The organism is Affinundibacterium macrobrachii (assembly GCF_014652415.1).
Lineage (GTDB): Bacteria > Pseudomonadota > Gammaproteobacteria > Burkholderiales > Burkholderiaceae_D > Undibacterium > Undibacterium macrobrachii.
The window spans coordinates 146,073-171,518 of sequence record NZ_BMYT01000001.1 but is presented as its reverse complement, the minus strand read 5'-3'; the positions used below and the strand labels follow the sequence as shown (position 1 = coordinate 171,518).

Sequence of the window (25,446 nt, the reverse complement as noted above, 5' to 3'; positions counted from 1 at the left end):
GATTAGTCTTCGACCTCAAGCCAACTTATTGACCTAAAAATCATGGATAAAATCAAAAAAACAGACGCAGAATGGCGCCAACAGCTTTCTGAAATCGAATATCAAGTGACACGACACGCGGCAACTGAGCGCGCGTTCACAGGCAAGTTTTGGGATCATCATGAGCACGGCATCTACACTTGTGTGTGTTGTGAGACTCCTCTTTTTGAGTCCGATGCCAAGTTTGATTCGGGTTGTGGCTGGCCAAGTTATTTCAAGGCGCTCAATCCACAACATGTAAGAGAGATTGCGGATCATTCGCATGGCATGACGCGCACCGAAATTGTGTGTAACATCTGCGACGCGCATTTGGGGCACGTTTTTCCCGACGGACCTCTACCAACCCGTCTACGTTATTGTATAAACTCCGCTTCACTCAAATTTAAAGCAAAAAATTAACGCTATGATGAAATTTCTGTTTGACGTCTTTCCAGTAATTCTTTTTTTCATCACCTATAAATGGGGTGAAAAAAATGCAGAATCCTCACAACAATTAGCCAACCAAATTTTGTCTCACTTCACCGCAGGCAATGGTGTCGGGCTAGAACAAGCACCTATCTTATTAGCAACTGCACTAGCGATTGTCGCCTCAGTGATTCAGATTGGCTATCTCCTTGTTTCCAAGAAAAAAGTTGATGCGATGCTGTGGATCTCCTTTTTTATCATCACAGTGTTTGGCGGTGCCACCATTTATTTTCAGAATGATGCATTCATCAAATGGAAACCGACGATTATTTACTGGTGCTATGGCGCAGCTTTCTTAATCAGTGATTTCCTATTTGATAAAAATTTATTAAAAATGGCGATGGGCGGGCAAATCATCATGGCAGATGCCATTTGGCGTAAATTAAATCTTGTGTGGGCGGTTTACTTTGTCGCCATGGGCGCACTTAATATCTATGTGGCTTTTCATTTCTCGCAAAGCACTTGGGTCAGCTTCAAGTTGTATTCGATTGGTGCACTGCCCGTCTTTTTGATTTTGCAAAGCTTTTTTCTTGCTAAACATATACAGGAACCAAAATGAGTACACGCGTGGAACGTATACAACAATCTCTAGAAGCGGTTCTTCAACCAACTTTATGTGAGATAAAAGATGATTCTGCCGCGCATAAAGGCCATGCTGGCGCAGCGAGCGGTGCAGGACATTTCTCTGTGACAATTATTAGCGAAAAATTTGAAGGTTTAAATCGCATTTCTCGTCACCGACTAGTGTATGATGCCGTTGGCGATTTAATGCATACGGAAATACATGCACTTGTTATCCAAGCCTTAAGTCCTTCAGAAACACCCAATTAAACATTTTTATTAACCGTTTTTTGTTTTACTTACTTTGTATTTTAGGAACAGATAATGACTTTTAAACCCGCTCATTTGCTGGTTGTACTTCTAGTAACCGCATTCCCTGCGATGGCGCAGAACTTGGCAACGGTCAATGGAAAAGCAATCCCTGCTTCAAAAGCAGAACCATTTGTAAAGCAAGCTTTGGCACAAGGTCAAAAAGACACGCCACAATTGCGCGCAATGATTAAAGACCGTTTGGTTGGTACTGAAGTATTGTTGCAAGCCGCAGAAAAAGCTGGCTACTCGAAAAATGAAGATGTCAAAATCCAAATCGAAATGGCTCGCCAACAAATTTTGATTCAAGCTTTGATGCGTGCGCACGTCGAAAAAAATCCAGTATCTGAAGCAGACATCAAAGCTGCATACGATAAATGGAAAGCACAAAATGGTGACAATGAGTACCATCCATTCCACATCTTGGTAGAAAAAGAAGATGACGCAAAAGCAATTATCTCTAAATTAAAAGGTGGCGCTAAATTTGAAGAATTGGCAAAACAATCAAAAGATACAGGTTCTGCAGCAAAAGGTGGTGACTTGGATTGGGTTTCCCAAGCCAACGTTCCTCCTGCATTTGCAACTGCTTTAGCGTCTTTGAAAAAAGGTCAATTCACTGAAACACCAGTAAAAACCGAAGTTGGCTACCATGTCATTAAATTGGATGATGTACGTCCATTAAAGTTGCCAACATTGGATGAAGTAAAGCAGCAAATCGGTGAAAGCTTGGTACAAGAAAAAGTACAGGCTTATCAACAATCATTGATCAAGCAAGCTGTCATTAAATAATTCAACTATCAAGGCTCAACATAAATGCTTTGATGCCTTGATAGATGACACAACAAAAAAGACGCCTAGGCGTCTTTTTTGTTTTTATGCGTTAGCTACGTTAACCACGTTGGCAAGCGAAGTTACTCAAGCAAGACTCACAAAGTAAATTGATCGCATGGCGAAACTACACACCCATTTTTTCTAACATACTGCCGAGCTCACGCAATGCAGGTTCCAACTTGGGATGTTTGCTTGCAAATTCGGCATAAATCGCGCGCGAACGGTCGCTCAATGCCGCGTACAGCGGATCATCGGGATTTTCATCTTTCGCCAATACTGTTTCAATATCTTGATGTAAATGCTGCAACAAGGTGCGCATCTCGGCATCAACCTGCTCTGTGGTATGCAAACCATCCTGCAATTGCTTTAACAAACCTTTTAACATATCGCGTTTCATTATTTTCTCCTTAGTTCTTACAATCACAAATTTGGTCACTCTACATATCAATCAGTTGCTTGCATTGCGTTTGACTTGATCTTAGTTTAAGCGCTGTTTAAGCCACTGTCCCTTTGTATATTAGCGCAACAGCTTCAGCAGCAATCCCCTCTTCTCTTCCTAGATAACCAAGCTTCTCATTGGTCTTTGCTTTGATATTGACTTGCGCTAACGGCACTTGCAAATCGGCCGCAATATTCGCAATCATATTGGGAATATGCGGCGCCATTTTTGGTTGTTGCGCAATAATCGTCGCATCAAGATTTCCCAATAGGTAGCCACTTGCGTGTACGCGCGCAAGTGCCTCTCTTAACAGCACACGCGAATCCGCGCCAGCAAACTTGGCATCGGTATCAGGAAATAATTTTCCAATATCACCAAGCGCTGCGGCTCCAAGTAATGCATCGGTAATTGCATGCAGCAATACATCGGCATCAGAGTGTCCCAATAAGCCCGTTTTATGGGGAATATCAACGCCACCAATAATTAATTTACGACCTGCTACTAAGGCATGACAATCGTAGCCCTGACCGATACGAAATGGTGGTGGCGTAGGCGTTGTTTGTTCTACATTTGAATTCATGATGGTTTAAAAAATAAGTTCAATAATTCTAGATCTTCAGGCAACGTAAGTTTTCGATTTCGCATCGCGCCTTCGACTAATTTTGGGTGATATCCAATGGACTCGATCGCGCTGGCTTCATCAGTAACTTCAATTGCCATTGTTAGTGCACGCGACAATAATCCTAGTGTGAACATTTGTGGCGTCTGTGCCAGCCAGAGATGTTTTCGATCAATCGTTTCGACCTGACCAGCGATACAACGTTTTACGGTATCTACGACTGGCAAAGCCAACAAGCCACCATTCACATCAATTCCAACCGCCTCAATCAATTTATTCACCAACATCGGTGTCAGGCCAGGTCTTGCAGCGTCATGCACCAACACTTGATCATTGTCTTGGAAATGACTAAATCGACGTATCACTTCCAAGCCATTCTGCACCGTATCTCGGCGCGTAAGCCCTCCGCAGTTTAAGATCGTTAATTTTGGATTTGGGCGCAAGGCGGCATCAATATAGCCGTCCTCAGCACTAACCACGACAAAAATATGCTCGATTTTTTCACACGCCAAAAAACAATCTACCGTGCGCTGCAATACAGTTTCCCCCGCTAAATCGAGATACTGTTTAGGTATATTGCTCGCCATACGCGTACCGACACCCGCAGCTGGAATCAGGGCAACATAGCGCGAATTTTCCCTTGGTAAATGCTGGGACAAATCAGCTAAATCAGAAGATTGTTGGGTCATTTTCAGGATACAAGTAGCGCTGCTTGTGCATCGTTTATAATTGATGCTCATTTTAACCGCCAATTCCTGCCTCTGGGCTTTTTCTAGGCTTTTTCCAAGCCTCTTCCAGGCTGTTTTGCAGGAATTAGCAGAACTCCTTGCTTTACATCTAATGTCTTTCGATTTCATCAAAGCGCTACCCAAAGCTGGTCAACGATTCGTATTGCCCGCGACGCATGGCTCAGCCGATGCTTACGCAATTGCACAAGCAGCGGTCAAACTGAAGGCTGAACAACGGTTTCTAACCGTCTTCGTCGCCAGCCCCGCCGATGCGCAACGCTTGCTCAGCGAATTACCTTGGTTTGCTGCCGAACTACGCTGTCACTTGCTACCAGATTGGGAAACACTGCCTTACGATGCATTTTCACCGCATCAAGATCTGGTGTCAGAACGTCTGGCGACTTTATATGAAATCAATAGCGGCAATTGCGATGTCTTGATCGTTCCAGCGACCACGGCATTAGTCAGAATGGCGCCACCCTCATTTTTGGCGGCTTATACGTTTTTCTTCAAAGTGGGAGAAACACTTGACGAGAGCAAGCTCAAATCACAATTAACGCTGGCTGGTTACACCCATGTTTCACAAGTCATGTCGCCCGGCGAATATTCGGTGCGTGGCGGTTTAATTGACTTATTCCCTATGGGGTCGGTACTGCCATATCGACTCGATTTATTTGGCGACAGTATAGAAAGTATCCGTACCTTTGATGCCGACACACAGCGCTCGCTCTATCCAGTAAAAGAAGTTCGCCTGTTGCCTGGACGCGAGTTTCCTATGGATGAAGCAGGTCGCAGCGCATTCAGAAATCGATGGCGCGAACAGTTTGAAGGCGATCCATCTCGTTCCACGGTTTATAAAGACATCGGTAATGGCATCGCCTCGGCCGGTATCGAATACTACTTGCCTCTATTTTTTGAATCGACCGCCACCTTATTTGACTATTTGCCTCAGCAAACGCATTACGTTTTAATTGGCAATATTGAAGAAGCGATACAGCGCTTTTGGACAGATACCCGCTCACGTTATCAGTTTTTAAAATCAGACAGAGAGCGTCCGGTTCTGGCACCAGAATCGATCTTTTTGCGTGACGAAGATTTCTTCGCCACACTGAAATCAGAATCACGCTGGATCATACAAAACGGTGGCGCGGCATCGGAAGTTTCTAGCTTTCTGCCGGATCTTGCGGTCAATCGTCGTGCCGATGACCCTTTAACGAATTTGCGTTCTTATTTATTGCAAACAGATAAACGCGTACTCATCTGTGCAGAAACAGCTGGTCGACGTGAGACCCTGCAACAATATTTCCGCGACTTCCAACTCGACATCAGTATCTGTGAGGATTACACCGACTTTCTCACAAGTAGCGCAAAATTAGTTCTGGGTGTTGCACCTATCCATGCTGGCTTTCAATTACAGGATATTGCCTTCATCACTGAGGCTGAGTTATACGCTGGTTCTGGCAAACGTATCGGTCGCAAAAAACAAGAAGCGGTGACGCAAGTCGAGCACATGGTGCGCGACTTATCTGAATTAAAAATCGGTGATCCAGTTGTCCATAGTAACCACGGCATCGGTCGTTACATGGGCTTAATCAGCATGGATTTGGGCGAAGGCGAGACCGAATTCTTGCACTTGGAATATGCCAAAGATACCAAGCTGTATGTGCCCGTATCGCAATTACATGTGATCTCTCGCTATTCAGGTGCGTCACCGGATGACGCGCCTTTACACACACTCGGCTCAGGTCAATGGGAAAAAGCCAAGCGTAAAGCGGCACAACAAATTCGTGATACCGCAGCTGAATTACTCAATTTATACGCGCGTCGAGCATTGCGTCACGGTCATGCGTTTGAATATTCAGCGCATGATTATGCCGCCTTTGCAGAAAGTTTTGGCTTCGATGAAACCCCTGATCAAGCCGCGGCCATTAATGCGGTGATTAGTGATATGACTTCCGGCAAACCAATGGATCGCTTGATCTGTGGTGACGTTGGTTTTGGTAAAACCGAAGTCGCATTGCGCGCTGCGTTTGTTGCAGTAATGGGTGGTAAACAAGTTGCTATCCTAGCGCCAACTACCCTACTCGCTGAGCAGCATGCACAAACATTCACCGATCGCTTCGCCAATTGGCCAGTCAAGATTGCTGAATTGTCTCGCTTCAGAAGCGGTAAAGAAATCACGCAAGCAATTAAAGGCATGGGTGATGGCACGGTTGATATCGTCATTGGCACACATAAACTATTGTCCGATGACGTCAAGTTTTCGCGCCTTGGTTTGGTGATCATCGACGAAGAACACCGCTTTGGTGTACGTCAAAAGGAAAGCTTAAAAGCCTTGCGCGCTGAGGTTGATGTACTGACCCTCACCGCTACCCCTATTCCACGTACCTTGGGCATGGCATTAGAGGGACTACGCGATTTCTCTATCATCGCTACTGCACCGCAAAAACGCTTGGCGATCAAAACTTTTGTGCGTAGTGAAGGTGATTCTGTCATACGCGAAGCGTGTTTACGCGAACTGAAACGTGGTGGACAAGTTTACTTCTTGCACAACGAAGTTGAAACGATAGAAAATCGTAAAGCGATGCTGGAAGCCTTGTTACCTGAAGCTCGAATTGGTGTTGGGCACGGTCAAATGAATGAACGTGACCTAGAGCGCGTCATGCGAGATTTCGTTGCGCAACGTTACAACATCTTGTTATGTACAACGATTATTGAAACCGGTATCGACGTGCCAAGTGCCAATACCATCATCATGCATCGTGCCGATAAATTTGGTCTAGCGCAGTTGCATCAACTACGTGGTCGTGTCGGTCGCTCACACCATCAAGCCTACGCTTATCTGCTGGTACATGATGTGCAAGGCTTAACCAAGCAAGCCAACCGCCGTTTAGAAGCCATTCAACAAATGGAAGAATTGGGTAGCGGCTTCTATCTCGCTATGCATGATCTAGAGATTCGCGGTGCCGGAGAAGTATTGGGTGACAATCAATCTGGCGAAATGCATGAGATTGGTTTCCAAATGTATTCAGACATGCTTAACGAAGCTGTACGTAGTTTAAAGAACGGTAAAGAACCCGACTTGGCAGCACCACTTTCGACCACAACCGAAATTAATTTACACATCCCAGCTCTCTTACCCAGTGATTTCTGCGGTGATGTACACGAGCGTTTATCGATCTATAAACGTCTAGCGAATTGCAACAAGCTTGATGCTATTGATGACCTACAAGAAGAGATGATTGATCGCTTCGGCAAATTACCAGAGCCAGTCAAATCACTATTGGAAACACATCGACTACGCGTTGCCGCGAAGCCGCTTGGCATTATCAAAATCGATGCACATAGCGAGGCTGCAACTCTGCAATTTGAACCACAACCGCCAATTGATGCGATGCGCATCATTGAGTTGGTACAAAAGCACAAACATATCAAACTGAACGGTCAAGACAAATTACGCATCAGTGCCAACATGCCTGATCTTGCAGCGCGCGTTGCACAGATCAAGAGCACAATGAAAGCATTACATTCGTCTTCCGCGCCCTCTAAATAATTAATATGAACTTAATCATACAAGGCTTAAATGCCGTCTTATCGCAGCATACGGCAACAGTGCAAAGTATCGCGACCATGTCGGCGGCAGAAAAAATCATTCCCCTAAACAGCAATGCTGTTCGCTTAGAAAATGTACAGTGCGATGCCACGATACTGCAATCGATACAAGAACTTTGCTTAAGCGCGCAACTAGACGTCTATCATGGTCCGTCACACCAACTCAATGAATTTAAATTGGTGGCGATGGATATGGACTCCACTTTAATCACCATAGAATGCATAGACGAAATCGCCGATATGCAAGGTCTAAAACCACAAGTAGCCGAAATCACAGAAGCGGCGATGCGGGGTGAAATTGAGTTTCAAGAAAGCTTGATTCGCCGCGTTGGTTTGTTGAAAGGACTAGAGGCGTCTGCACTACAAAGAGTCTATGATCAACGCCTACAACTCTCGCTCGGTGCTGAAAATATGCTCAAGCAAGTACAACAAGCTGGCTTGAAAACTTTATTAGTATCGGGCGGATTCACCTTTTTCACAGACAGAATCAAATCCCGTTTAAATCTAGATTACAGCCTCGCCAACGTACTGGAAATTGTCGGTGACAAATTGACCGGAAAAGTGATTGGAACCATTGTTGATGCCGAAGAAAAAAAACGCACCGTCGAAAAGGTTTGCCAAGAACTTGGCATCAGCACCCAAAGTGCCATCGTGATGGGTGATGGTGCAAATGATTTAAAGATGATGAGTATCGCTGGCCTGTCCGTTGCATTTCGAGCGAAGCCCGTCGTGCGTATGCAAGCAAATGTCGCGTTGAATTTTGTTGGTTTGGATGGGGTTTTAAATTTGTTTTAGTATTTTCAGTTCTTATTACCCTTAATGAGCCGAGCTTTAAACGATTGCTCGGCTCAAATCTAAATCAATTTAACTTCCAAACGTATTTAACATTAATCACGGAAGCGACGTTTTTCCCATCCATTTTTGCTGGATTTGCCTTGCAAGTGCCAGATCGCAACTTGCTAGCTACAGCTTGGTCTAGCCCACGGAAGCCACTGGACGCAAATATTTTGACGTCGTCGATTGCACCTGAATCACTGACGTTAACCGCAAGCACTGTAGTTCCATGTTCTGAATTTCTCACTGAAACTTTTGGATATTCAGGACTACATCCAGTTTTGACAAAATCCACCGTCGCAACATGATCTAAATTGGCTTGACGATTTTTATATGGTTTCTCGTTTTTAACTGGCCACTCATCAAGCTTCCAAACATAATCCACTAAAGTTCTGGCTGAATGTGGTTTGCCATTTAAGCTTCCAGGTAAGCCAGTACACTTTCCCGACAAAAGCTGGTTCTTTAGGGCATCATCAAGTATCGAGTGCCCACTAGATTTTTCCACATTCACGTTTTCAATTATCCCTTTATCAGAGAGCAGAATCGCCAATCTAGTTGTTCCTTCTAATTCACTGCGCATAGCGGCGGCAGGATATTCTGGTGCACATCCTGTTCTCGCAAAGTCAATTCGAGGGTGGACTATAATGTCTTTCGCAGTCGATAGCTTTGCCTCAAGGGTAGACTTAGTTTCATTATCTTTTGACTCCTTAGATTTAATTGAATTCATTGAATGTTCTGAGACACCACCAATCACTGTTTCTACATTGTCGTGCAAATCTAATCTATCAGTTTGTATCCACAAAGGCATGGCAGCATTTGCGGCCAACCCAACAGATGCAGATGCAATCCCAATTGCTGTTACCGCGGTTTTCCAACTAATACTTTGTGCTTCTGGACGCACTAATCGTTTAATTCTTAACATAAGATTTCCTCCATGTGCCGCTTGGGCGAGTTGAGGGGTTGTGAATTGGAGATATTCCAATTCTTGTAATGCAAGTGCTAGACGCCGCGGTTCGCCGAGCATACTTGCCGCTAAATCATCCGCAATGTTCTCGCGTTCAATGCGGATTCTCTTTGAAATCCACCATACCGCTGGGTGGAAAAACAAAACCATTTCAATCAGATTTTGAATAAAGTTGACCAGATAGTCGAAGCGCGAAATGTGTGCAAGTTCGTGCGCGATCAGCGCTTCCAGGTAGCTAGGCGTCATGCCAGTAATAAGTGACGCAGGAATCAAAATCATCGGGCGTATCCACCCTATCGTGATCGGGCTATCTAGTTCTTCGACAATACGCACAAGCACAGGCTTGGCGATCTGAAAATGCGCAGCTAGTTGATCGGTTTTCCGCTGCCAATAAGCATTACTGACACCACGTTCTCCGTTGCTATACGTTCGTAGCCATAAGACTCCGAGCAATAATCGCAAGCCAAGCATGGCAACCACTGTCGCCCATACGATAACGATTAGATCAATGTGTAGCTGAAACCATATCTGCGCTTGTTCAATCCAACCTAACGCTGTTTTAGCTTCAGCAAAAGTACTAGGAATCACCTGCACACCAATAAACTCGGCTGTCGTTTGTGAGCTTGTTAGCACTTCCCAAATCGGCACAAGAAAACATGCTAATAGACTGAAACACGCAATCAAATAACGTATTTGTGCACGAGCATTCCTGCTGATTTGTAACAAAAAGGCTGTGGCTAGAGCAATCGCAAGTCCTTGCCACAGGAAATGAATCAGCGCCCAACCAAGGGCATGCGTGATGATATGGAAGTCGAAATTCATTTGTCATCTCCATGCAAAAACTTTTGAATTTCCTCACGCTCTTCTTTGCTAACGTGCGACCGCAATGCAGCTAACACCAAAGCTTTAGCAGAGCCAGAAAATGCTTTTTGAATTAAATCTTTCACTAGATTGGTCTGTAAAGTATCTTGCTCTTCGACAGCAGCATACACATGCGCTTTTTGACTTTCATCGCGTCGCAATTGTCCTTTACTGTGCATCACTTGAAGCATGCGTAAAACCGAGGCATAAGCGATTTCTGGTCGCTCTTTCATTGCTGCTTCGTGCACTTGTTTGGCGGTAGCTGGACCGAGAACCCACAGCAAACGCATTAGCTCCATTTCAGCAGCCGTTGGTTTCGGTGGGCTAGATTTCTTTGTGTTGCTAACGTCATTTTTTTTCATGGGAACCCAGAATAATGTAGATCGATTTGTCTAGATTAAATAATCTAGATTGTTTTGTCTAGATAAAATTTAACTCTTTTGGTTTTTAATTTGTTTTGTTGTTTTAATACATGGATCGAGTCCAGCTTTCTTGACCTTCGGTCGCGCTCCAACATTTCTAAGCGCATTATCACCAGCGTCAACACAGGCATTGCAAGAACCTGAATTCTGAATCGCGAGACTCAGGATATAATCAACGCGAATAGTCAATTCCCAATTCGCGCTGATGAAGCACGAGCAACTACAGGAGGATCTTGCAATGATTGATGTTTATTCTTGGCCCACGCCGAATGGCCATAAAGTCCATATCATGCTTGAGGAATGCGGTTTGAGCTATCGCGCGATTCCAATTGATATCGGTGCCGGAGATCAATTTAAACCTGCGTTTCTAGGCATTTCGCCAAATAACAAAATCCCGGCCATAGTCGATTCAGATGGCCCGGATGGAAAGCCCATCGCCTTATTTGAATCCGGTGCGATCTTGATTTATTTAGCTAGCAAAGTTGGACGCTTCTTAGGACAAAGTGATCGAGAAAAATATCAAACCTTGCAATGGTTGATGTTTCAAGTTGGTGGTTTTGGCCCGATGTTGGGGCAGGCACATCATTTTCGGATTTATGCTCCGGAGAAAATTGATTACGCTTACGAACGTTATACCAATGAAGCGAAACGACTTTATCAAGTGCTTGAAAATCAGTTGGCGCATCAATCCTATCTTGCCGGCGACAACTACACAGTTGCTGATATTGCTTGTTTCCCGTGGGCTCGCTCAGCAGCGAATCAGGGAATTGACTGGGCAGATTACCCCAATACAAAACGATGGTTTGATCAGATTAATGACAGACCTGCGGTAAAAAAAGCGCTTACCGTACTTGCAGATTATCGAAAGCCCTTAACCGATAATAAGGCGAAAGATATCTTATTTGGCCAAACCCAATATGCAAAAAAATAGCTTGATTTAATGCTGCTTTTTTGCGATAGATTTGCCATGAACATCTGCGCCAGCACTACATACTCGATGAGGAATAAAAACAATTATGCGACGCGCACCGAAAAAGAAAATTCAAAAATTAGCTGGCGATGCACTGCGCATCGCTAATCTCTCACAAGCGATTTCTCAGGCAGGTAGTCGGCTAGAGGACAATGATTGGCAATCCTTACTCGATACACTTATTGCTAAAATTTTAGAGGCCAAACACCAATCTATTTTGGATGCAGCGGCTGAACACGTCTTTACCAATCAAGCGGACGCATATGAAGTATTAATCGAGGCGATCGAGTCGATCGCCACTTCAGGACAAATCAAAGACGGCGATACTAGCTATGATATCTTGTTGGTGGCAGCACCAATCTTGGCCTGGAGTCGATTTGATATCGCTTCGGGCTCGATTCCGACAAATCTCATCAAATCATTAACCACGAGTTGGCGAGAATCATTATTGTGCAAAGGAGTTCAAGTTTGCATCTTGCCAAACTTGTTCTCAATCGACCAATTACCGCAAGATCATTGTGCAGTTAATGAACTATTACACCAGACTGCGCAGCATTTTTTACAAAATAAAGCAATCATTGCACCGAAAGATTTACCTAAAACCGTTCCCTTTTTGGCCGACAGTCGTTACTTGCTTGGGGTGATTCTTGCGCCAAGTAATGCGCCACTATTTCAGTGGCAAATGACACCCTCACCTTTCGACATTAGCAAAGCCAAGGAGGCTGCTTTATTGTTGTGGAAACAAAGAGCGCATGCCGACATTGCGCATTTACTTCCGGGCTGCGGTTTCGAATTTTTGCTACCAGAAGCCTACTACTCAGCATGCAGAGAAGCAGATATTTTGGTACGCCCGATATCTATTCGCGCGACTGTATTTTATTTATGCCAAACACTCAACCTAGAAGCCAGCGAGTTAACCGCGATCGTTGGTCGCTTCGGTCCAGAGACGCATCCTGGTCAAGTCGACGAGATTCGAGTTGGCTTCACTTTGAAAAAAGCACCTGAAATTATTTATGGCGTGATCTGGCCACTGTATCAGCAAGAAGATGAAATTCATGCCTTGGTTGGACCATCCAATAGCACGATGGATGAACGTGAAGGAGAAATTCCAAGATTATTGAAAGAAAGTGGCATTAGCCAAGTTCTCATCTTAGAAGACATCTTTGGTTTGGAATTTTGTGAAGACTGCCAAGCGCCACTGTACGCTGATGCGGAAGGCGATTTGGTTCATCCTGAAATGCCTGATGATGCACCGCCTGAAGGCTCTGTGCACTTACACTAAAGTTCAATTCGATACGTATCGCACCTATCGAAATTATCTTATCAAGATTTGCTAATAAAAATGGGCTGCAACTTGTTTCCCCAAGCAGCAGCCCATCATCATTGAGACAGAAATGTTTTACTTAACTCTTTACCCGAATCTTCCCACTCAAGTATTTGCCTCTATCAGTCAACGCGAGCGATTAAAGCATGCGCGCCAATAAGGCTTTGTCATATTTTGCATCAAGCGGAATGCGCACTTTGTGGCCAGCACCACCAATCACATCAATCGCTTCATTGTGCTTATTTCTGATTTGCGCTAAATCGATAATTTCATTGCCACTTGGATGAATGATCTCGATCTTATCGCCCACCGCAAAGCGATTCTTTACCTCAACCTCGGCCCAGCCATCTTCAATCGCCAGCACATTGCCCACATACTGGCTACGGTGCGCTTTTGATACGCCTTCCATATAATTTTGATGATCTTGCGTATGATGACGTTGATAGAAACCATCGGTATAACCACGGTTTGCCAAGCCATCTAATTCACTCAACAAACGCTCATTAAATGGGCGTCCAGCAACCGCATCATCAATTGCTCGGCGATAGGCTTGCGCTGTCCGTACGACGTAGTAAAGCGACTTGGTACGACCTTCGACTTTCAAAGAATCGACGCCAATTTTAGTTAAACGCTCGATATGTTCAATCGCACGCAAATCCTTAGAGTTCATAATGTAAGTACCATGCTCATCTTCTAAGATAGGCATAAAACTACCTGGGCGCCCTGCCTCTTCAATCAAATAAGGACGATCGGCCAGTGGATGGCGCTGCATGTCGCCCATCGCAGAAAATGATTGATTCGCTTCCTCTAAAGCTTTGTTGAAATCGAATTTAATTGTCTCGACAGGAATGCGTTGCAAATCACCAGTCTCGTTCTCTGTCGCATTTTCAACTTTGTAATCCCAACGGCATGAATTGGTACAAGTACCTTGGTTTGGATCTCGATGGTTGAAATACCCTGACAATAAACAACGACCTGAATAAGCGATACACAAAGCGCCATGTACGAAGACTTCCAATTCCATTTCTGGACAACGCTGTTTGATTTCTTCAATCTCGTCTAATGATAATTCACGCGATAAGATCACACGCGTTAAACCCATTTTTTGCCAGAACTTAACGTCAGCCCAATTGACCGCATTCGCTTGTACCGATAAATGGACATTCACTTCTGGCCATTTTTCGCGCACCATCATGATCAAACCTGGGTCTGCCATGATCAAAGCATCAGGTTTCATGGCGATCACGGGCTCCATATCATTCAGATAGGTTTTTAGTTTGGAGTTGTGCGGAAAAATATTGCTCGCTACAAAGAAAGACTTACCACGTGCATGCGCACCTTCGATGCCTTGCTGCAAAATATCCAGCGTCGAGAACTCATTATTACGCGCACGCAAACTGTAACGTGGCTGACCTGCGTACACCGCATCCGCACCAAAATCAAAGGCGGCATGCATTTTCTCTAAAGAGCCTGCAGGTAACAATAATTCTGGCGATTTGAGCAAACTAGATGAATTCGACATAACAACACCATTTAAAAACAGCGACTTTCCACATCAAGCAGTCGCAAAAGATTAATAAAAATTTTTGAGATCGGGCAAACTCAAGCGCACTAAAGCGAAGAAGTTTGATTTCTCAACTTATCCTCACGGAACGCCATCACCTCATTAAAGATCAAAGCGCCAAGGACGATACTGCCACCGAGTAGCGTTGCTTTCGCAGGTTCTTCACCAATCGCCAACCAAACCCAAAATGGCCCCAACACGACTTCCAACAAAGACAGCAAAGAAATCTCTGGTGCGCTCAAGCCTTTCGCTGCATGTACCATAATCATACAAGGTAAGCCAAGTTGAAATACGCCCAAGGTCGCCAAGATCAAAATATCATGATTTGACGCCGAAAATGGCCAAGCAAATGGCAGCATCAATAAGGCAGAAATCACACCACCGACAAGCACCGCCGGAATCAAGTCGACTTGCTGCCCGCCTTTTTTTAAAATAATCACATTCGCAGCAACGGCAAAGGGTACACACAGAGCCAGCACCACACCGATCAAGCCACGACCATCGAGTTTGGAAAAGCCATCGACAAACATCCACAGCATGCCAGCGAATGCAACCAAAATTGCTAGCCATGTCCGGTTTGGAATTTTTTCAGCCAAAAAAATCCACGCAAAAATCGCCGTCAGCAAAGGCGCGAAACTTTCGACAATCAAAGCATTTGCTACGGTCGTCATCGTCAATGCCAGCATGAAACAAGTGAACATCGCTGCCCACATAAAACCTGATGCCAGTCCATAAGCACCGAGGTTAACTAACTTTTTCCCGAGCTGTGATTTATGCTGCCAAGCCAACACGGCGAATACAAAAATCGCTGCGAAAAAACTGCGCCAAAAACTCACTTCAAATCCACGTGCCGACTCTAATTGACGTGACAAGACACCGGCAGTGCTCCACATCGTCGGTGCAATGATCATCAAAAGCAAAGCTGTCTTGTGGCTAGGTTGGCGCATGCAAATACTCCAAAATAGAAAGCAGAAACCCGCTTGACAAAGAATCAAGCGGGCTTCTTATTACCTTACGTAAATCAAATAAAATTTTCACTGACTTACGACAAGCGACAATATGAATGAGGAACTTATCCTCAAACGCATATTACGCCTCGCGAGATGCCTTCTTACGCTCGTGTTCTTTCAAGAAACGCTTACGCAAACGGATGCTCTTCGGAGTTACTTCGACCAATTCATCATCTTCAATGAATTCAACCGCATATTCCAAACTCATTTGAATTGGTGGTACCAAACGTACTGCTTCATCAGTACCAGAAGAACGAACGTTGGTTAATTGCTTACCTTTGATCGGGTTAACAACCAAGTCGTTATCGCGTGAGTGGATACCGATAATCATACCTTCGTAAACTGGATCGTTATGCACGACGAACATACGACCGCGGTCTTGTAATTTCCAAATTGCATAAGCAACAGCAGCGCCGTCATCTTGAGAAATCAAGACACCGTTACGGCGACCAGCCAACTCACCTTTGGAGTTATCAACTGGTGCGTACTCATCAAACACGTGACTCATCAAACCTGTACCGCGTGTCAAGGTCATGAATTCGCCTTGGAAACCGATCAGGCCACGCGCAGGAATACGATATTCCAAACGTACACGACCTTTGCCGTCCGGTTCCATGTTTTGCAAATCACCGCGACGACGACCAAGTTCTTCCATCACGCCACCTTGATTAGTCTCTTCCACGTCAACGGTCAAATTTTCATACGGCTCATGGCGCACGCCATCGATCATTTTGAAAACTACGCGTGGACGGGAAACTGCTAATTCGAAACCTTCACGACGCATGTTTTCGATCAAAATCGTCAAATGCAATTCGCCGCGACCAGAAACTTCGTAAGTAGAATCATCACCTTCAGCTTGCACTACACGCAAAGCCATATTGGATTTCAATTCACGCTCTAAACGATCACGGATTTGACGCGTCGTGACGAACTTACCTTCGCGACCAGCCAGTGGAGAGCTATTAACCATGAAGTTCATTGTCAATGTTGGTTCGTCAATCTTCAACATTGGCAAGCCTTCCGGTGTATCCGGTGCGCAAATGGTGGAGCCGATACTGATTTCTTCAATACCATTGATCAACACGATATCGCCAGCCAAAGCTTCGTCAACTTGAACGCGATCCAAACCTTTGAATGTCAAAACTTGATTGATACGCGCTTTAGTTGGTTTGTCTTCTGGGCCATTCATCCATACGACATCTTGGCCACCACGAACGCGACCACGCAAGATACGACCAACGCCAATTTTACCAACGTAAGAAGAGTATTCCAAGGAAGTGATTTGCAATTGCAATGGACCATTTGGATCATCTTCACGCGCTGGAACGTGTTTCAAAATCGCATCAAACAAAGGTTCCATGTTGCCGTCACGCACCGTGTCTTCGAGGCCAGCGTAGCCTTTGAAACCAGAAGCGTAAACGATAGGGAAATCTAATTGCTCATCTGTTGCGCCGAGTTTGTCGAACAACTCAAATGTCGCATTCACTGCTTTTTGCGGATCCGCATTTTCACGGTCAATCTTGTTCACAACCACGATAGGCTTCAAACCCAATGCCAAAGCTTTACGCGTAACGAAACGGGTTTGCGGCATTGGACCTTCTTGCGCATCCACCAGCAACAAAACACTGTCAACCATGGACAATACACGTTCAACTTCACCGCCGAAGTCAGCATGGCCTGGGGTGTCAACGATGTTGATATGTGTGCCTTTGTATTCAACTGCACAATTTTTGGAAAGAATCGTAATACCGCGCTCTTTCTCAATATCGTTGGAGTCCATAACGCGATTATCAACTTGTTGATTATCACGGAAAGTGCCAGATTGACGCAGCAATTGATCCACCAGCGTTGTTTTGCCGTGGTCAACGTGAGCGATAATGGCGATGTTGCGAATAGCGCGAATATTGTCGGTCATGATTGTGTTTAATTAGAGGTAATTCGGATAACCCACGATTATAGCATGCTGCAATGCAAAACTTACGCCTTGATTACAAACAATGCAGATATTTTCGTCATTATTTCAAAGACTTACTACCAAATGATGACAGAAAGTCGCATGCCATATTCAGCTCGACAGAGCAATTCCGCCACAATATTCACGCCAATACACTGACATAATCACATCAAAACTCAGCTTAATTGCGAAATAAACGAGAAATTCCTCTTGAAATTTGCAGCATTCACCCTACCTGTACCTTCACTCGCGTTATTTTCGCCAAATTTATTTAGTAAATTAACTATTTATACTTCAACATCGAGGAAAGCATGTCAGAAAAACAAACCCTAGGATTTCAAGCTGAAGTTTCACAGTTATTGCAATTGATGATCCATTCTTTGTATTCAAACAAAGAAATCTTTTTGCGAGAGTTAATCTCCAATGCTTCGGATGCGGCAGATAAGCTTCGCTTTGAAGCAATTAATAATGCCAGCCTGTTTGAGAATGATTCAGAACTCAAAATCAAAGTCAGCTTCGATAAAGCAGCGCGCACCATCACGATTGCCGACAATGGCATAGGCATGACGCGTGACGACGCGATTAATCATTTAGGCACGATTGCGAAGTCTGGCACCAAAGAATTCTTTGCCAAACTCTCCGGCGACCAACAAAAAGATGCGGCCATGATTGGTCAATTTGGTGTTGGTTTCTACTCTGGCTTTATTGTTGCCGATAAGATGACAGTCGAATCCCGTCGCGCTGGCACTGCTGCGAGCGAAGGTGTTCGCTGGGAATCTGCAGGCGCAGGCGATTTCAGTGTCGAACAAATCACCAAAGAAGATCGCGGCACTGCTATTACTTTACATTTGCGTGAAGGTGAAGATGAATTCCTGTCTTCATGGAAATTGAAATCGATTATTCGTACTTATTCAGATCACATCTCCTTGCCGATTTTGATGCAGAAAGAAGAATGGGATGATGAGAAAAAAGAACAGGTTCTGAAAGATGAGTTAGAAACAGTCAATCAAGCAAGTGCTTTGTGGGCACGCAGCAAGTCTGACATCACACCTGAGCAATATACTGAATTCTACAAACACATTTCACACGATTACAGCGCTCCGCTGACTCACACCCACAATCGCGTCGAGGGTCGTAGCGAATACACGCAATTACTGTACATTCCAAGCCGCGCACCATTTGATATGTGGGATCGCAATAAACGTGGTGGTATCAAGCTCTACGTTAAACGCGTCTTCATCATGGACGATGCCGAGCAATTGATGCCAGTCTATTTGCGCTTCGTCAAAGGCATTATTGATTCCAACGATTTACCTTTGAATGTGTCTCGTGAGATTTTGCAAGAATCGCGCGACATCAAAGCGATTCGAGAAGGTTCGACTAAACGTGTGTTAGGCATGTTGGAAGACTTGGCGAATGCTGAGGGCGATGAAGCAGAAAGCAAAAAAGAAAAATTTGCGAGCTTCTGGAAAGAGTTTGGTCAAGTGTTGAAAGAAGGTATAGGTGAAGATGCAGCAAATAAAGATCGCATTGCCGCCCTACTCCGTTTTGCCTCTACGCACAATGATAGCGACATCCAAAACGTTTCACTTTCTGAATACATCGCGCGCGCTAAAGAAGGCCAAGACAAGATCTACTACGTCACAGCCGACACCTACGCAGCAGCAAAGAACAGCCCACACCTAGAAATCTTCCGCAAAAAAGGCGTCGAAGTCTTGTTGCTGACAGATCGCGTTGATGAATGGATGTTGTCTTTCTTGACTGCATTCGAAGGCAAAGATTTGGTATCCGTCGCCAAAGGTGATTTGGATTTAGGTAAATTGGAAGACGAAGCTGAGAAAAAGCAGCATGAGGAAACTGAAACCCAGTTCAAAGATCTAGTCGAAAAAATGAAGGCTGCCTTGGCAGATAAAGCCAAAGACGTTCGCATCACTTTCCGCTTGACGGATTCACCCGCTTGTTTAGTTGCCGATGAAAATGAATTATCAGGTAACCTGGTCAGAATGTTGAAAGCCGCTGGCCAAGCTGCACCAGAATCCAAACCGATCTTGGAAGTCAATCCAGATCACCCTTTGGTGCAACGTTTGAAGTACGAAGAAGCCAAATTCAACGACTGGTCACACATCTTATTTGATCAAGCGGCCTTGGCTGAAGGCGGAACACTTGAAGACCCAAGTGCTTTTGTTAAACGTTTGAATGAGATGTTGTTGAGCGTAAAATAATCTATCAAACACTCGTTTTGTCGTAAAAAAACCTCACTAAAAAGTGAGGTTTTTTTATAGCTGAAGAAAACGGTATTTAAATCGAGCCAATTCTAGTCAGCTAATTCCACCAAAAGATACGGTGATTATTTTTTCAATACCAAACTACCTTTTAAGCTAGCCAAATACGCAGAAATATTCTCAATATCCGCATTACTCAAGGCCTTTGCTTGCGCTTCCATAATCGCATTGCTACGGCCGGAAGTACCAACAGCACCGCGCTGATAAGATTTCAATGCTTGAACCAAGTAATCTTTATGTTGACCAGCTAATTTTGGGTAACTAGGGTCAATTGGTTCACTGTAGTTTGCACCATGGCATGAAGCACAATTAAATTTTGCTGCGGCTACTTTTCCAGCCTCGATATTTCCACCAGCAAATGCCGCAACAGACAATGTTGATGCCAAAACTGCTAAAACGATTTTTTTCATCATTATCCTCAACTTATTTCTGTTGTGCGTAGTAGGCAGCCAAATCTGCAATGTCTTGATCACTCAAGCTTCCAGCGATACCGCGCATAGATGGATGCTTACGATCACCTTTACGATATGCTTTCAATGCATTTTCAATGTATTTAGCAGACTGTCCACCAATCATTGGAACTTGGTAAACTTCTGGGAAGGTCGCTTTATAACCAGGGATTGCATGGCAACCAATACACATCGCCACTTTGTTTTCTGCGGCTTTCGCGTTACCAACGACTTCAGCCGACACAGCAACCTGTGCGACGCTCGCCAAAGCGAGTAGAGCAAATAATTTTTTCATATTAGCTGAGAGAAAATAATCAGGAAAATCAAAACAGCGATTTGATCGAAGTCAGCATTTTAGCTGATAACCATTAATTTTGCGCAATTTTCATGTGCATTTCAGACACATTTTCACTGCAAAGGTCATTTTTATTAGCCTGCATGAGAATTCAATTCTGCAATAAATACTGTTCGAAGCTTTCTACTAGAACAGCGAATCAAGCCAATAATAAAATTATTTTGTTTATACTCACCTAACTTGCAACATTCTTTGACTCTGACATTTCCAATTTAAACTAATAATGATGACGAACAAACGCTTCAATGGCGCGGACAACTATGTCGCCACAGATGACTTAAAACTCGCAGTAAATGCCGCATTAACACTGCAACGCCCGTTGTTAATCAAAGGTGAACCAGGAACCGGCAAAACGATGTTAGCAGAAGAAGTTGCAGCCGCACTTGGCATGCCGCTCTTACAATGGCACATCAAATCAACTACAAAAGCCCAACAGGGATTGTATGAATATGATGCGGTTTCACGCTTACGTGATTCGCAGCTCGGTGACGAACGTGTGAAGGATATTCACAATTACATCGTCAAAGGTGTCTTATGGCAGGCGTTTCATGCAGATCAACCAGTCGTATTATTAATTGATGAAATTGATAAAGCAGATATTGAATTTCCAAATGATCTATTACGCGAATTAGATCGAATGGAGTTTTATGTGTATGAAACACGAGAGATGATTAAAGCCAAACATCGTCCACTTGTGATCATCACGTCAAATAATGAAAAAGAACTGCCCGATGCCTTTTTGCGTCGCTGCTTTTTCCACTACATCAAATTCCCAGACAAACAGACGATGCAAGAGATTGTCAATGTGCACTTTCCACATTTGAAGGAGGAGTTACTCGTCAATGCATTAGAAGCTTTTTATCGACTACGTGAAATAAATGGTTTGAAGAAAAAACCATCCACCTCTGAATTAATTGATTGGTTAAAGCTTCTGCTAGCAGAAGGTATCCCTGCAGAAGTACTGAAAGTAAAAGATAGCGGCAATCCGGCACCACCACTGCATGGCGCACTTTTAAAGAACGAGCAAGACCTACATTTATTTGAGCGACTAATGATGATGTCTCGCAATCATCGATGATTTTCAACTCAGGTATGAAGTTCAAACTCGAAAGCGATGTCAGCCTCATTAGCAACATCAAACAAAAATCCGTCAAAAGACGGCTTTTTGTTTAGCAAAGAAATCAAAATCTTACATGTATGTATTTGCGAGTATTAATCATCATCGCTCGGATCTAACTCAGGAAACAATACTTCAGTATATCCAAACTTGGTCAAATCTTTGATCCGCATAGGATAGAGAATACCGTGTAGATGATCGGTTTCATGCTGCACGACTCTTGCGTGGAAGCCATCTACCTCACGATCAATTTTATTTCCAAACTGATCGAATCCTTCATAACGCAAACGACTCCAGCGCGGCACCAATCCACGCATACCTGGCACAGATAAACAGCCCTCCCATGCCTCGTCAGTATCTGTTGATAAGGGCGTCAAAGTGGGATTAATCAACACCGTCTCTGGGACATTGGGTGCATCTGGGTAGCGTAGGTTTTTTTTAAAACCAAAAATGACCAATTGCAGATTGATGCCAATTTGTGGTGCTGCCAAGCCAGCTCCGTTGGCATGCTGCATGGTTTCAAACATATCTGCGATCAATTGATGCAAAGCCGGCGTATCGAAGTCTTGGATAGGATCGGAAACTTTCAGCAATCGTGGATCGCCCATCTTCAAAATCGGATAAATCATAGATTTACAGCTCCTGTTTTGACGAAAGAAATTTACGGGGTGAGTTTCAACTCTTGCAGATACTTAGCAAATTCTTCGCCCATATCTGGGTGTTTTAATCCCAGTGCGACACTGGCCTTCAGGTAACCGAGTTTTGAACCGCAATCATAGCGCTTTGCATCGCATCGATATGCAAAGACCGCTTCGTCTTTCAACATTGCTGCGATGCCATCTGTTAATTGAATCTCTCCGCCCGATCCCTTACCTAATTTTTCCAAATAATTAAAGATATTCGCGGTTAACACATAGCGACCAGCAACCGCTAACGTCGATGGTGCTTCCTCTGGTTTCGGTTTTTCGACAATGCCTAACATCCGTTCTAGATTTGGCTTATACGCTTCACCACTCACAATCCCGTATTGATTGGTGAACTCGCGCATTACCTCTTGCACCGCAACGATACTGCCACCTTCTTGTGAATATAAAGCGGCGAGCTGTGCTGTGACGCCACGTTGCCCTGGACGCACATCCATTAAATCGTCTGCCAACAAAACAGCAAAAGGATCCTCACCGACTACCGGACGAGCACACAATACCGCATGACCTAATCCGAGCGCTGCTGGTTGGCGAATATAAATACAATGGATGTTACTCGGGATCACGCTACGAACAATATCCAACAAAGCATCTTTACCCGCAGCTTCTAATTCATGCTCCAGTTCATACGCTGTGTCGAAGTGATCTTCGATTGCACGCTTGTTGCGTCCAGTAATAAACACCATTTCAGTAATGCCAGCTTCAACTGCTTCTTCCACTGCATACTGAATCAAGGGCTTATCTACCACTGATAGCATTTCTTTTGGCTGCGCCTTTGTCGCTGGCAAAAATCGACTACCAAAACCAGCGACTGGAAAGACTGCCTTTCTAATTTTTCTCATAAAACCCTCACCACCATTATTCTATTTTTTGTGCTATTTTCTTGCGCGATTTTCTCTTACGATTGTTTTTACACACCGTCTATTCGACTTACTGAATATGTCATCATCTTATTGCACACCACAATGAGCCAATAATTCTTCTTCCGATAAGACGGTAATCCCTAATTCACGCGCTTTTATTAACTTGCTGCCCGCATCTTCTCCAGCAACTACATAACTAGTTTTCTTGGAAACCGAACCTGCCACCTTACCGCCATGTTTTTCTATGAGTGCTGCAGCTTGATCTCTGCTTAGACTTGGTAGCGTTCCAGTTAGCACTAAAGTTTTACCTGCAAAAATTGCGGTACTAAGATCGATTTTTTCAATGGTCGGCCAATGGATTCCCGCAGCAATTAATTGCCTTACTAACTCGACATTAATTGGATCGGCAAAATATTGCGTAATCGATCTAGCGACGACTGGCCCAACATCATTCACTTGCAAAAGTTGCTCTTCGTTTGCTGCCATGAGCGCCTCAATTTCTGCGAAATGCAGAGCTAAATCTTTTGCGGTCGACTCACCCACATGTCGAATACCAAGCGCATAAATAAATCGTGGCAAGGTCGTCGATTTAGAAGTCTCCAGTGCATCTAATACATTTTGCGCCGACTTTTCTGCCATACGATCTAGTTCGGCCAAAGCCATTAAGCCCAATTTATAAAAATCAGCAGCGGTGGTCACCACATTTTTATCGACTAATTGCTCAATCAACTGTTCACCCAAGCCTTCAATATTTAAAGCTTTGCGTGAAGCAAAATGGAACAAGCCACCTTTACGTTGTGCAGCACATTTAATCCAACCACCAGAGCAGCGCGCAATTGCTTCATCTTCGAGTTTAAGAATATCCGAACCGCAAATAGGACATTGCTTAGGCAATAAAAATGGATGTGTTCCTTCTGGTCGCTTTTCCAAAACACTAGCAACGACTTCAGGAATCACATCTCCAGCACGCCGAACGATGACTGTGTCACCGACTCTTACATCCTTGCGCTGAACCTCTTCTTCGTTGTGCAAAGTCGCATTGGTCACCGTCACACCGCCAACAAACACAGGCGCTAAACGAGCGACCGGTGTAATCGCACCAGTACGACCAACTTGCACTTCGATATCCAACACAGTTGTCAATGCTTCTTCCGCAGGAAATTTATGGGCAATAGCAAAACGCGGTGCACGAGATACAAATCCTAGTGTTTCTTGCTGATCAAATCGATTGACCTTGTACACGACCCCATCAATTTCGTAGGGTAATTCGGCACGTTTATCTTGTATAGCGCGGTAAAAATCGAGCAAACCTTGTGCGCCTGATACCAAAGCTTTTTCTTCGCAAGTCGGAATGCCTATTTGCTGATACCAATCCAACAAATCACGATGCGAAGCCGGCGATTCCGCCCCCTCCATTGCTCCTATGCCATAAGCAAAAAAACGCAAACTACGTTGCGCAGTGATTTTTGAATCCAATTGTCGCAAGCTACCCGCCGCCGCATTTCGTGGATTGGCGAATTCTTTGGCACCAAGCTCACGTTGACGTTGATTAAGTTTGTCGAAATCTGCCTTGAACATCAACACTTCGCCACGCACATCGAGAATTGCGGGCGGATTATCGCAACGCAAGCGCAAAGGTAGGCTACGAATAGTGCGAATATTCTCCGTGACGTCTTCGCCTGTGTAGCCGTCACCACGGGTAGCAGCTTGGGTAAAAACGCCATTAACGTAACGAAGATTAATCGCCAAGCCATCGAACTTTAAATCAATCGCATATTCAATCTCCTGCAGATTCGTCTGCTTATCAAAGCCCAATCCTTCACGCACACGACGATCAAAGGCAAGCACATCCTCGTTCTCAAAACCATTATTCAAGGACAGCATTGGAACAGTATGTTGAACTTGTGAAAACTCGGGCAAAACGGCACCGCCAATCCTTAGTGTAGGACTGTCCGCCGTTTTTAATTCAGGATGATTTTGTTCTAAGTCTTGCAATTGCCGAAACAGCTTGTCGTATTCGGCATCAGGAATACTTGGTTGATCTAAGGTGTAGTAAAGATAGGCGTGTTGCGTAAGCTCTTCACGCAAACGTCTTGCTTGATCTGATAATGACTCTGCATTCGAAGCGCCTAAATTAGCGTTCGTATCCCCAAATAAATCATTTTGCATG

23 protein-coding genes are annotated in these 25,446 nt (G+C 44.3%); 10 read left to right on the top strand and 13 right to left on the bottom strand.

What is annotated here, in order from left to right; translation table 11 throughout:
- The first annotated feature begins 42 nt into the window (after positions 1 to 42).
- From msrB to IE103_RS00745, 4 genes are read left to right on the top strand one after another with little or no spacing between them, the layout of a single operon-like run.
- Positions 43 to 438, top strand: a complete 396-nt coding sequence (msrB, locus tag IE103_RS00760; protein WP_373295214.1) for a peptide-methionine (R)-S-oxide reductase MsrB — start codon at positions 43 to 45, stop codon at positions 436 to 438.
- 4 nt (positions 439 to 442) lie between these two features.
- On the top strand, positions 443 to 1,063 hold the full coding sequence (locus IE103_RS00755) for a septation protein A (protein WP_308426952.1): 621 nt from the start codon (positions 443 to 445) through the stop codon (positions 1,061 to 1,063).
- On the top strand, positions 1,060 to 1,335 hold the full coding sequence (locus tag IE103_RS00750) for a BolA family protein (protein ID WP_189344117.1): 276 nt from the start codon (positions 1,060 to 1,062) through the stop codon (positions 1,333 to 1,335). The genes IE103_RS00755 and IE103_RS00750 overlap by 4 nt, the downstream gene beginning before the upstream one ends.
- A gap of 54 nt (positions 1,336 to 1,389) precedes the next feature.
- The gene (locus IE103_RS00745; protein ID WP_189344116.1) at positions 1,390 to 2,163 is read left to right on the top strand and encodes a peptidylprolyl isomerase; all 774 of its coding nucleotides are present in this window, start codon (positions 1,390 to 1,392) and stop codon (positions 2,161 to 2,163) included.
- Between the two features lie 166 nt (positions 2,164 to 2,329).
- Here IE103_RS00745 and IE103_RS00740 read toward each other — a convergent pair whose 3' ends face one another.
- The 3 genes from IE103_RS00740 to ispD all read right to left on the bottom strand — a co-directional run bounded on the left by IE103_RS00740 (position 2,330) and on the right by ispD (position 3,952).
- The gene (locus IE103_RS00740) at positions 2,330 to 2,602 is read right to left on the bottom strand and encodes a DUF4404 family protein (RefSeq protein ID WP_189344115.1); all 273 of its coding nucleotides are present in this window, start codon (positions 2,600 to 2,602) and stop codon (positions 2,330 to 2,332) included.
- A gap of 97 nt (positions 2,603 to 2,699) precedes the next feature.
- Positions 2,700 to 3,224, bottom strand: coding sequence for a 2-C-methyl-D-erythritol 2,4-cyclodiphosphate synthase (gene ispF / locus IE103_RS00735; RefSeq protein WP_189344114.1), 525 nt, complete (start codon positions 3,222 to 3,224; stop codon positions 2,700 to 2,702).
- Positions 3,221 to 3,952: a 2-C-methyl-D-erythritol 4-phosphate cytidylyltransferase gene (gene ispD, locus IE103_RS00730; RefSeq protein WP_189344113.1), complete on the bottom strand. Its 732-nt coding sequence runs from the start codon at positions 3,950 to 3,952 to the stop codon at positions 3,221 to 3,223. The genes ispF and ispD overlap by 4 nt, the downstream gene beginning before the upstream one ends.
- Before the next feature lie 151 nt (positions 3,953 to 4,103).
- Between ispD and mfd the strand changes: the two genes are divergently transcribed.
- Together mfd and serB are read left to right on the top strand one after the other, a co-directional pair.
- On the top strand, positions 4,104 to 7,544 hold the full coding sequence (gene mfd, locus IE103_RS00725; RefSeq protein WP_189344112.1) for a transcription-repair coupling factor: 3,441 nt from the start codon (positions 4,104 to 4,106) through the stop codon (positions 7,542 to 7,544).
- Positions 7,545 to 7,549: 5 nt separating this feature from the next.
- Positions 7,550 to 8,398: a phosphoserine phosphatase SerB gene (gene serB / locus IE103_RS00720; RefSeq protein ID WP_189344111.1), complete on the top strand. Its 849-nt coding sequence runs from the start codon at positions 7,550 to 7,552 to the stop codon at positions 8,396 to 8,398.
- 64 nt (positions 8,399 to 8,462) lie between these two features.
- Here the strand turns inward: serB and IE103_RS00715 are convergent, their stop codons facing one another.
- Together IE103_RS00715 and IE103_RS00710 are read right to left on the bottom strand one after the other, a co-directional pair.
- A complete protein-coding gene (locus IE103_RS00715) occupies positions 8,463 to 10,223 on the bottom strand; it encodes a TonB family protein (protein ID WP_189344110.1) in 1,761 nt (586 codons plus the stop codon).
- Positions 10,220 to 10,624: a BlaI/MecI/CopY family transcriptional regulator gene (locus tag IE103_RS00710; RefSeq protein ID WP_189344109.1), complete on the bottom strand. Its 405-nt coding sequence runs from the start codon at positions 10,622 to 10,624 to the stop codon at positions 10,220 to 10,222. Before IE103_RS00710 ends, IE103_RS00715 begins: the two co-directional genes overlap by 4 nt.
- 298 nt (positions 10,625 to 10,922) lie before the next feature.
- Here IE103_RS00710 and IE103_RS00705 point away from each other — a divergent pair, with 298 nt between their 5' ends.
- A complete protein-coding gene (locus IE103_RS00705; RefSeq protein WP_189344108.1) occupies positions 10,923 to 11,615 on the top strand; it encodes a glutathione binding-like protein in 693 nt (230 codons plus the stop codon).
- Positions 11,616 to 11,700: 85 nt separating this feature from the next.
- A complete protein-coding gene (locus IE103_RS00700; RefSeq protein WP_189344107.1) occupies positions 11,701 to 12,936 on the top strand; it encodes a DUF2863 family protein in 1,236 nt (411 codons plus the stop codon).
- A gap of 181 nt (positions 12,937 to 13,117) precedes the next feature.
- On the opposite strand, the gene trhP is transcribed toward IE103_RS00700, so the two are convergent.
- The 3 genes from trhP to typA form a co-directional block, all read right to left on the bottom strand.
- The gene (trhP, locus tag IE103_RS00695; RefSeq protein WP_189344106.1) at positions 13,118 to 14,500 is read right to left on the bottom strand and encodes a prephenate-dependent tRNA uridine(34) hydroxylase TrhP; all 1,383 of its coding nucleotides are present in this window, start codon (positions 14,498 to 14,500) and stop codon (positions 13,118 to 13,120) included.
- Between the two features lie 89 nt (positions 14,501 to 14,589).
- Positions 14,590 to 15,489, bottom strand: coding sequence for a DMT family transporter (locus IE103_RS00690; protein ID WP_229826988.1), 900 nt, complete (start codon positions 15,487 to 15,489; stop codon positions 14,590 to 14,592).
- 142 nt (positions 15,490 to 15,631) lie between these two features.
- On the bottom strand, positions 15,632 to 17,467 hold the full coding sequence (gene typA, locus IE103_RS00685) for a translational GTPase TypA (RefSeq protein ID WP_189344105.1): 1,836 nt from the start codon (positions 17,465 to 17,467) through the stop codon (positions 15,632 to 15,634).
- Between the two features lie 350 nt (positions 17,468 to 17,817).
- Here typA and htpG point away from each other — a divergent pair, with 350 nt between their 5' ends.
- Complete coding sequence (gene htpG / locus IE103_RS00680) at positions 17,818 to 19,728, top strand: molecular chaperone HtpG (RefSeq protein WP_189344104.1); 1,911 nt, start codon at positions 17,818 to 17,820, stop codon at positions 19,726 to 19,728.
- A gap of 125 nt (positions 19,729 to 19,853) precedes the next feature.
- On the opposite strand, the gene IE103_RS00675 is transcribed toward htpG, so the two are convergent.
- Positions 19,854 to 20,201 carry a c-type cytochrome gene (locus IE103_RS00675; protein WP_308426950.1) on the bottom strand — a complete coding sequence of 116 codons (348 nt, stop codon included), beginning with the start codon at positions 20,199 to 20,201 and terminating at the stop codon, positions 19,854 to 19,856.
- 10 nt (positions 20,202 to 20,211) lie between these two features.
- Complete coding sequence (locus tag IE103_RS00670) at positions 20,212 to 20,532, bottom strand: c-type cytochrome (protein ID WP_186920588.1); 321 nt, start codon at positions 20,530 to 20,532, stop codon at positions 20,212 to 20,214.
- Between the two features lie 283 nt (positions 20,533 to 20,815).
- Here IE103_RS00670 and IE103_RS00665 point away from each other — a divergent pair, with 283 nt between their 5' ends.
- Positions 20,816 to 21,670 (top strand): AAA family ATPase, encoded by an 855-nt coding sequence (locus IE103_RS00665; protein WP_189344103.1) that lies wholly within the window; start codon positions 20,816 to 20,818, stop codon positions 21,668 to 21,670.
- Positions 21,671 to 21,804: 134 nt separating this feature from the next.
- On the opposite strand, the gene def is transcribed toward IE103_RS00665, so the two are convergent.
- From def to ligA, 3 genes are all read right to left on the bottom strand, one after another.
- Positions 21,805 to 22,338 carry a peptide deformylase gene (def, locus tag IE103_RS00660; RefSeq protein WP_189344102.1) on the bottom strand — a complete coding sequence of 178 codons (534 nt, stop codon included), beginning with the start codon at positions 22,336 to 22,338 and terminating at the stop codon, positions 21,805 to 21,807.
- A 32-nt stretch (positions 22,339 to 22,370) separates the two neighbouring features.
- Positions 22,371 to 23,255: a UTP--glucose-1-phosphate uridylyltransferase GalU gene (gene galU, locus IE103_RS00655; protein WP_189344101.1), complete on the bottom strand. Its 885-nt coding sequence runs from the start codon at positions 23,253 to 23,255 to the stop codon at positions 22,371 to 22,373.
- 108 nt (positions 23,256 to 23,363) lie between these two features.
- A complete protein-coding gene (gene ligA / locus IE103_RS00650) occupies positions 23,364 to 25,445 on the bottom strand; it encodes an NAD-dependent DNA ligase LigA (protein WP_189344100.1) in 2,082 nt (693 codons plus the stop codon).
- Position 25,446: the final 1 nt, after the last annotated feature.